Origin of the sequence: Nonlabens dokdonensis (assembly GCF_002162835.1) — a bacterium.
GTDB lineage: Bacteria > Bacteroidota > Bacteroidia > Flavobacteriales > Flavobacteriaceae > Nonlabens > Nonlabens dokdonensis_B.
In genome coordinates, this window is the sequence record NZ_MAAX01000049.1 from 1 (window position 1) to 8,844 (window position 8,844).

10 protein-coding genes are annotated in these 8,844 nt (G+C 35.3%); 4 read left to right on the forward strand and 6 right to left on the reverse strand.

From position 1 onward, the window contains the following. Nucleotides 1-566: 566 nt before the first annotated feature. From A9Q93_RS02950 to A9Q93_RS02965, 4 genes are all read right to left on the reverse strand, one after another. Nucleotides 567-905 carry a hypothetical protein gene (locus tag A9Q93_RS02950; RefSeq protein WP_303685889.1) on the reverse strand — a complete coding sequence of 113 codons (339 nt, stop codon included), beginning with the start codon at nucleotides 903-905 and terminating at the stop codon, nucleotides 567-569. Continuing rightward, nucleotides 898-1,290 carry an SMI1/KNR4 family protein gene (locus tag A9Q93_RS02955; protein WP_303685890.1) on the reverse strand — a complete coding sequence of 131 codons (393 nt, stop codon included), beginning with the start codon at nucleotides 1,288-1,290 and terminating at the stop codon, nucleotides 898-900. The genes A9Q93_RS02950 and A9Q93_RS02955 overlap by 8 nt, the downstream gene beginning before the upstream one ends. A gap of 168 nt (nucleotides 1,291-1,458) precedes the next feature. After that, nucleotides 1,459-2,052, reverse strand: coding sequence for a hypothetical protein (locus A9Q93_RS02960; RefSeq protein ID WP_303685891.1), 594 nt, complete (start codon nucleotides 2,050-2,052; stop codon nucleotides 1,459-1,461). 140 nt (nucleotides 2,053-2,192) lie between these two features. After that, the gene (locus tag A9Q93_RS02965) at nucleotides 2,193-2,822 is read right to left on the reverse strand and encodes a hypothetical protein (protein WP_303685892.1); all 630 of its coding nucleotides are present in this window, start codon (nucleotides 2,820-2,822) and stop codon (nucleotides 2,193-2,195) included. A gap of 264 nt (nucleotides 2,823-3,086) precedes the next feature. Here A9Q93_RS02965 and A9Q93_RS02970 point away from each other — a divergent pair, with 264 nt between their 5' ends. Then, nucleotides 3,087-3,215, forward strand: coding sequence for a hypothetical protein (locus A9Q93_RS02970; protein WP_303685893.1), 129 nt, complete (start codon nucleotides 3,087-3,089; stop codon nucleotides 3,213-3,215). A gap of 220 nt (nucleotides 3,216-3,435) precedes the next feature. Here A9Q93_RS02970 and A9Q93_RS02975 read toward each other — a convergent pair whose 3' ends face one another. Both A9Q93_RS02975 and A9Q93_RS02980 read right to left on the reverse strand, forming a co-directional pair. After that, the gene (locus A9Q93_RS02975) at nucleotides 3,436-4,386 is read right to left on the reverse strand and encodes an isopenicillin N synthase family oxygenase (protein ID WP_303685894.1); all 951 of its coding nucleotides are present in this window, start codon (nucleotides 4,384-4,386) and stop codon (nucleotides 3,436-3,438) included. 23 nt (nucleotides 4,387-4,409) lie between these two features. After that, the gene (locus A9Q93_RS02980; protein ID WP_303685895.1) at nucleotides 4,410-5,162 is read right to left on the reverse strand and encodes a phosphatase PAP2 family protein; all 753 of its coding nucleotides are present in this window, start codon (nucleotides 5,160-5,162) and stop codon (nucleotides 4,410-4,412) included. Nucleotides 5,163-5,267: 105 nt separating this feature from the next. Here A9Q93_RS02980 and A9Q93_RS02985 point away from each other — a divergent pair, with 105 nt between their 5' ends. The 3 genes from A9Q93_RS02985 (at nucleotide 5,268) to A9Q93_RS02995 (ending at nucleotide 8,689) form a co-directional block, all read left to right on the forward strand. After that, the gene (locus A9Q93_RS02985; RefSeq protein WP_303685896.1) at nucleotides 5,268-7,268 is read left to right on the forward strand and encodes a dehydrogenase E1 component subunit alpha/beta; all 2,001 of its coding nucleotides are present in this window, start codon (nucleotides 5,268-5,270) and stop codon (nucleotides 7,266-7,268) included. Between the two features lie 70 nt (nucleotides 7,269-7,338). Further along, a complete protein-coding gene (locus tag A9Q93_RS02990; protein WP_303685897.1) occupies nucleotides 7,339-7,536 on the forward strand; it encodes a hypothetical protein in 198 nt (65 codons plus the stop codon). A 43-nt stretch (nucleotides 7,537-7,579) separates the two neighbouring features. Further along, nucleotides 7,580-8,689, forward strand: coding sequence for an NAD(P)/FAD-dependent oxidoreductase (locus tag A9Q93_RS02995; protein WP_303685898.1), 1,110 nt, complete (start codon nucleotides 7,580-7,582; stop codon nucleotides 8,687-8,689). Nucleotides 8,690-8,844 lie beyond the last annotated feature (155 nt).

An 8,844-nucleotide genomic window follows, 5' to 3' on the forward strand; every position in this document is an offset into this window, starting at 1 on the left:
AATTCCGATTGAGTGAACAATTCCGTAATCAATTCGTTTTTTTATTATTTCGCTAAATTCCGTTTTCCGTTTTTCAGCATTTGAGTAAATTCCGCAGTTTTCGATTCCGCAAACTTGCTTAAATTCCGAAATATTTTTAATTCAGATTTTAGTGAGCAATTACACAACTTGCTAAATTCCACACACAATTCGGTTTTAGTTTTTCAATTCATCTTTTATTTTCATTCAGCGTTATTATTTCGTTTTTTTCTATCTCGAATTGTTAGAGCCATTGCTATAATTAATAAAACACTTCCAGTAATTCTCAACCAAAATCCTGAATTCATTTCGTCTGATGTGAAAATGAAATTTAATATTATTAACATAAAGCTTACAATAATTAAAATTAAGGGTAAATTGTTTTTTTTCATTAGTTTAAATTTAGTTTTGAGTACGTTCCGCCAATGAATGGCAACGGTTTTGTGTAAGGATAGTTGCGTGTTTAAGCAACTAACTTACTAAAAATGGAACGAACCAGAGGAAAATCCGCAGGATTTTCCAAGTAGGCAAGTACCAAGCAATTATTTTTACACGTTGTTGTGCATAGTTTTTAATTTCTCTTTTAACTTTTCTATCATTCCGCTCAATAGTAAATTAAAATACTCTTTAGAGGCTTCTAAACTTTTGAGTTGAATTTTATAATTTTCGTTTTCACTAAAATTTCCAAATAAAGTCAAACTTTTATGTAATTCTAAAACAAATTCATCTGTTTCGGCTCCATAAACTCCAATCCAAAATGCTCCGTGTTCATCATCCATTTGTTCTAAATCTTTTAAGGCTTTTAGAAAATCGGATTCAACAATATTTTCTTTATCGTAACCTCCTGCATATTGAATGTAAGAGCCTTCTATTTCTATTTTATTCATCAAGTTCGGTTATTGATTCCGCTATTTTTTTTGTTTTTCCCATTTCGTGATTCCAGAAGTGGATTTCGTCAGTTAAAATTCCATTTCCGTTATGAATTAAGATTATTTGGTTTCCAAATCCGTCTGAACCAATTGCGATTCCATTTTCAGGAAATCCAATCCATTCTCGAGCGTTTTTCGTTTCAAGTCCAATATGATTACAAGTCCGACTTATTCTTTTTCTGTCAGATTTGTCAAAAAATGGATAAAGTTCAAATTCAAATTCCTCTGTAATTAATTCTCCGCCATTTGATTTTTTCATTCGGTTTTTAAATTCAATAGGGAATTCTATTTTCAATTCGTTTTCCGTTTCTTTTATATATTTTTCGTCTATTGGAAATGGCATTTTGAGGTTTTGGTTAAATTATGCACAACGGTTTGGGCTATGGTTTCGTTACGGAATGGTACGCGAGTATCATTCCGCCGTAACCATAAATTTAGCAAAAAGGCTCGAAATTCCGAATAGGAATTTCAGCCGTAATGAACTATAGCCGTTGTTAGCTACAGTATTTTTTTAATATTCCCTTTTCGGACGTTTTTTGTATTCCGATAATATTTTTTCTTTGTCTATTTCTGTCAGTCCAAATTCAGTTTGCATTTCAGGTGGAAATGGTGGGATTTGGTCATCAATCATTAGCACATCTTGAACCAAATATTCTCCGATTTCTCTATTCCAACCAATACAACCTGATTGATAGTCGACAAGATATGTTGTATCTTTAATTGCTCTCAAGGTCAATTCAGTTCTATTGGCAAATTCTCTTTTTCTTAAAAGTCCCTCATATGCAATCGCTTTTACAGTCCCATTTGGATATTCAGTCAGGTTTAGAAGTTCAGATTCCGTTGCGTTTCTCATAATCCATCTTCTTCGGTCAACTTCATTTTTTGTTGAAACTCCCATTCCGCCAACTCCACTTGTAATTCCACGCAATTCCGCAACTTGAATAGAGTCTTTGATTTCTGTTCTAATTCCGTTCCAGTTATAACTCCAATTCGGTTCATAATTGCTCACAAATGCAGTAATAATTCCGATTCCGACAATTGTCAAAATTGGGAATAAAATCGAATATCGATTCCGTTTTTGATTATTTCTGCGAGCTCTTTTCATATTGTAGCTAACGGTCTCGGCTATGAGTAGTTGCGTGGGTTAGCAATTAACTTTGCAAGTACGCACCAAACTGAAAATCCGCGAGGATTTTCAGAAGTAGGCGAGAACAAGCAATTATTTATAGCCATTGTTACCTGTAGTTATTTTATTTTAAAATTTGTTCTTAATAATTCAATCAGCTCGTTTGAGTCAGTTGTAGTTTCATTAAACAACCTTAAGGGTTCTCTGACTTTTGGATATTCATCCACAAATTCAATTCCGTCAATTTCTTTCAGGTCATACTTATTCATTGATTTAAGAAATGATTCTTGGTCAACTCCCCAAAATTTTATGTATTTGGATTCGGGAACGAAAATTTCAATCAATTCAGAATCCGAGTGAAAAATCATTCCAATATCGATAAACGTATCTGAAATAATTTCAGTCTCATATTTGGCGAGAAATTCGAGAGTTTGATTTTTGTCAGAGTATTTTCCATATTCAGGTTCACAATCTGAATGATTAAAAATCAGTGAAATTTCATCTGGCATTTGCTTGCTCAATTCAAGTATTAAACTCCAAAGTCTTGAGTTGTCAATATTAATTTCTGCGTAAAAATTAAATGCTAATTCTTCGTGTTCAGGATTATTGTCTTTTGGTAGAATTTTGAATCCTTCTACGATTTTTGCTGTTTTCCGTAATTCCAATCGTTCCTTAACTGAAGAATTCATAGGAACTTCATCCAATTCTGGTGGACGTAATGTTATAGGAAGTTCTAAAGTTGGTTTCATAATTACAGGTAACTTGTTATATCTTCCCAAATATACTCTTTATCCCGTATAAATTACCGGGATAAACGCATATTTCTGTAGTCTTTATCCCGTTTTAATAATTTCCATATAACTATAGATAATCGAGTAGTGCTAAGGTGAGATCGTGTTAGTTATATCATCTTGTTATGCTACTCCATTAACATTATCTTTTTTAATATACTATTCACTTATTTTATAAATTCATTCCTATTTCACTTACCTATTTCACTTAAAATTAAGAATTTGAAAACAGGATTAAAGGACTTCTTAGTAGTTGCGATTTGGCAAATTACTTCACTTCAAGAATGCATCAAGAAAGGCTGGATAGCGCAATTGCAATTACTCCATAGATACGTAATAGATAAAGTATAGATAGTGTATGGATAGTGTATGAAAACACCATACACAGTTAAGTAATAAAATGTACTTGCTGTAATGATAAACTTATACTATTGGTGAGTATTGATCTCGCTTTCGCGAAAGCGTAACCAGCAACCATTAAAAAGCCTGCTATAATGAATCTATAGCAGGCTTCACATTTATTATAGTGGAACGGATAAACTATACCAGTATCGTTTACCGATGCGTTGTTTTACTTTTTTATAAGTCCTATCTCAACAAGTCGCTGGTGTAAAAATTCTCCAGCAGTAATGTCTTCATATTGTTTAGGATGATTTGCATCAATACATTCTTCTAGACAGTCCAGTTTCATATCACTACGTGGATGCAAGAAAAAAGGAATGGAATAGCGGCTGGTGTGCCATAATTCTCGTGGCGGATTCACCACTCTGTGAATGGTAGAGCGCAATTTATTATTAGTATGACGTTGTAACATGTCTCCTACGTTAATTACCAGCTCATCTTCTTGTGCGATAGCATCAATCCACTCACCAGCACGATTCTGTACTTGTAGTCCTGGAGCACTCGCACCCATTAATAAAGTAATTAAATTGATATCACCATGTGCGCCGGCTCGTACAGCATTATCTGGCTCTGACGTGATAGGTGGATAGTGAATAGGTCTTAGAATAGAATTACCATTACTTGCCCAGTGGTCAAAGTAATGCTCATCAATCCCTATGTGAAGTGCCAGTGCACGTAACACGTAAATACCAGTTTTTTCTAACATTCTATAGGCTTTCATACCTGTAGCGTTAAATTCTGGTAATTCTTTAACGATCACATTATCTGGATACTCATCATCTATGGTAACATCTGGCGCTACTTCCTGACCAAAGTGCCAGAACTCTTTTAAATCTCCTTCTTTTTTACCTTTGGCATGTTCTTTACCGAAGGACACATAACCGCGCTGGCCGCCTAGATCTTCTCGCTCATAGCCTAACTTAGTTTCCTTAGGAAGCTGGAAAAACTTTTCTACTTCAGAGTATAGTTGTTCTACTAACTCGTCAGATAAGAAGTGGTTTTTTAAAGCTACGAAACCTATATCTTCATAAGCCGAACCTATCTCATTTATAAACTTTTCTTTTCTTTTAGGATCGTCGCTTAAAAAATCTGCGAGATCTACGCTAGGTATATTAGTCATGGTACTACAATATAATTTTTAATTTAGAATCTTAATGAGGTTGCAAGCAACAGCTCATTGCCGTTATACAGCGGTGCTATTTGCAAATGTACTTGAGATTCTTTGATATTATTATTAAAGATAACATTCTTTATGAAAGGATAAAGCCAGTATCCTATTTTTGTTGATAAAATACCTATTCCAGCGCCGGCAAGCACGTCACTGAACCAGTGTTTATCATTATAAATACGCAAAAACCCAGTAGCAGTAGCCACCGTATAACCAGCAATACTATACCAGGGCGATACATGACCGTATTCTTGGTGTAAAAATTCGGCTGCCATAAAGGATAAAGCTGTATGTCCAGAAGGAAAACTACTCACAGACCTTCCACTAGGTCGCCTAACTGATGTGTTATTTTTAATTAAACGCACGCTAGAATACATAAACAGGGAAGAGGTTCCTAGAATAAGGCTTTTATCAAGGAGGTTGTTTCTTCCTTTAACACCGGCAAAATCTAATGTATATGCCGTAAGAATAGGCGCTACTACAGAGTAGTCATCTATCCCTATTTTCACACCATCAGGTCGCAACGCACTTCTTATATCGCGATCCCATTGTCTTATAGGGTCGTTTTTAATTCCTACAATTCCATAAGAAACTAATCCTACAGGTAATATTAATGAAGAATATTTAAAAGGCACCTCTTTATGAAATGACAGAGAATCAGCTTCTTTAATCTGACATTGAGCAAATGTGGTGACCAGTAGTAAAAGTAAAAGAAGTAGTTTTTTCATAGACTATGTATGTTAATACAAAGTTAGTAAATGAAAGCGAGTAAGTAGTAGCAGGCGTTAATTAAGAGCCTAGATTATGTTACATTTGGTATACAGTCCATATTTATGATAGATAGTAGTCCTACAGATTTTAAAAAATTATACAGCAATTCTTTAGAAAAAGAAGTGCTGGTAGATTTATATAAAAAGATGCTTTTGCCTAGATCAATAGAAGAGAAAATGCTCATTCTCTTGCGTCAAGGTCGCATTTCTAAATGGTTTGCTGGTATAGGTCAAGAGGCTATAGCAGTAGGAGTTACCGCTGCAATGCATAAGGAAGAGTACATTTTACCTATGCATAGAAATTTAGGTGTTTTTACCACTAGAGAAATACCGCTATGGAAGTTGTTTGCGCAATGGCAAGGAAAAGCAGCCGGTTTTACTAAAGGTCGTGATCGCAGCTTTCATTTTGGTACACAAGAGTATAAAATTGTTGGGATGATCTCGCATCTAGGACCACAATTGGGCGTGGCAGATGGTATAGCTCTTGCTCAAAAACTAAAAAATACCGGTCGTGCTACAGCTGTTTTTACCGGCGAAGGAGGAACAAGTGAAGGTGACTTTCACGAGGCATTAAACGTAGCAAGCGTGTGGAGTTTACCTGTGCTGTTTTGTATAGAAAACAACGGTTACGGTTTGAGCACTCCTACGTCAGAGCAGTATAACTGTGAAAACCTTGCAGATCGTGCGCTGGGTTATGGCATGGAGTCGCACATTATTGATGGTAACAACATTATAGAGGTCTACACAAAAGTATCGGCTATTTTAAATGATATTAGAGAAAATCCGCATCCAGTTTTAATAGAGTTCAAGACCTTTAGAAGACGAGGTCATGAAGAGGCGAGTGGCACAAAATACGTTCCAGATGAGTTGATGGAATATTGGGAACAGAGAGATCCCTTAACTCGTTTTGAGCAATATTTGTTAGATGATAAAATCATTACCAGCGATCAAGTTGCTCAATGGAAAGAAGAATTTAAGAAGGAGATCAATGATGGTTTGGATCTCGCTTTCGCGAAAGCGTTACCTCAAACTACACCTCAACAAGAACTTGAAGATGTCTTTGCTCCACACATTCATAAACATGTTGAAGCCGAAACATCTACTCAAAATATACGTGTAATAGACGCTATAAAAGACGGTCTTGAAGAAGCCATGGACAAGTACGATGACCTGGTAATCATGGGGCAAGACGTTGCAGAATATGGTGGTGTGTTTAAAATTACCGATGGTTTTGTAGCAAAGTACGGTAAAGAACGTGTAAGAAACACACCTATTTGTGAAAGCGCCATTGTAGAAGCAGGTATGGGACTAAGTATCGCTGGAATGAAAGCGGTAGTAGAAATGCAATTTGCCGACTTTGTAAGCAGTGGTTTTAATCCTATAGTTAATTATCTGGCAAAATCTTATTACCGCTGGAATCAAAAAGCAGATGTCGTCATAAGAATGCCATGTGGAGCCGGAGTAGGAGCAGGACCTTTTCATTCTCAAACAAATGAGTCCTGGTTCTATACCGTGCCAGGTCTTAAAATAGTTTACCCATCTTCTCCAGCAGATGCAAAAGGATTACTTATAGCAGCAATAGAAGACCCTAATCCAGTATTGTTTTTTGAACATAAGGCATTATACAGGTCTATTTATAACCATGTTTCTGATGGGTATTACAATATCGAGTTAGGTAAAGCGTTTACCATTTGTGAAGGAAATCAGGCTACTGTGGTAACTTTTGGTGCAGGAGTACATTGGGTCAAGCAATTAATCGATAAAGAGCAATTAAACATCGATCTTATTGATTTAAGGACTTTAATACCATTAGATAAAGAGGCTATTGTGAACTCTGTTAAAAAAACAGGGAAAGTTTTACTAGTTACAGAAGATAATCTCACAGGCAGCGTTATCAGTGATATTGCAGCTTTTATAAGTGAAGAGTGTTTTGAATTTCTAGATGCTCCGGTTATGAGATTAGGTAGTATCGACACGCCTATTCCATTTGAAAAAGGACTGGAAAATAATTACCTACCCATTAATAAACTATTTGAAAAATTAAAAAAACTGCTTGATTATTAAGAATTAGTATTTTAAAATCATATTTTTGGATTCCCCTGAGTAAACTTAATATTATGAAATTATGAAATTTATGGATGAAGCGGATAATTTCCGTTACGTACTCTGGGCATTAACTATCATTTTTGCATTTTTAGTTTTTTTTGGTCCCAATCCAGAAGGTGGTTCTCTAATGCCTACAGCAATAACATTGTTTACCCTATTTTCTTCTTTATTAGTTATTTATCTAGTTTTAAAGATGATTCAGAAGAGAAAATTTAGAGATAAGTAATTAGTACAGCCCATTTTGAAATTTCAGTGACTATCTTTGGATAGTGCAAAAACAATACGATATAATAATTGCCGGTGGCGGACTCTCAGGTCTGACAGCGGCAATTTTATTTTCTAGAGAACACAACGTTCTATTTATCGATCCAGATGCATATCCGCGTCATAAAATGTGTGGTGAATATTTAAGTAATGAAGTTATAGACTTTCTTAAAACTCTAGGTATAGATCTCGATAAGGAAAGTTCTATTAATCTTGATAAACTTCAATTTACGGCATTAAACCACAAACCCTTATCCTGTAAGTTGCCACAAGGCGGCAAGGGAATTTCTCGTTACCACATAGATCATTTGTTGTATCAAAAAGCGATAGAAAAAGCTACGTTTTTACAAGATAAAGTCCTAGAGGTGAGTTTTGAAGCTTCTGCATTTTTAGTGAGAACTACTAATCAAGAATTGAGATGTAAACAGTTTTTAATGGCTACCGGGAAAAGGTCCTTGCTTGATAAAAGGTTAGAAAGAGACTTTATTCAACAAAAATCGCCATGGCTAGCGGTCAAAATGCATTATCAGTACGAGATGGATGAAAAGTTAGTAGAATTGCACAATTTTGAAGGTGGCTATGCTGGAGTTTCTAAAGTAGAAAATGGTCATGTAAATCTATGTTATCTAGCGAGTTATGATTCTTTCAAAAAGCACAAGAATGTGACCGACTTTAATAATGAAGTACTTGCAAGAAATAAGTTTTTAAATGTGTTTTTGAATAAAGCGCAACCAGTATGGGAACAACCTATTACTATATCTCAAATATCTTTTGAGAAGAAAAAACCTGTAGAGAATCATATAGTTATGCTGGGCGATACCGCTGGCTTGATACATCCCTTATGCGGTAATGGAATGGCGATGGCTATTCATAGTGCCAAAATTGCTTATGAAGAATTACTACCATTTTTAAAAAATCAAATTACCAGAACAGAAGCCTTAGAAAATTATACTGTGACTTGGAAAAAAACCTTCCAGAAACGTTTAAAAATAGGTCGCATCCTGCAGGGAATCCTGCTGCATCGTTCTTATACAAGGTTCGGTTTGTGGTTGCTACGTAGATTTCCATTTCTCTTATCAACGATTATAAAAAGCACCCATGGGAAACCTATCTAATATTAAATATCATGATCACCAGCGCAATACTGATCCAGAATGGATGGATGACCCTACGCTTGATGAAGTAACTCTGCAAAATGCTATAGATGATATCAATAAGGTTAACAATCTTTTAGGCGGTTTTAAATTTATGCTAGAAGCTGTTAAAAAGG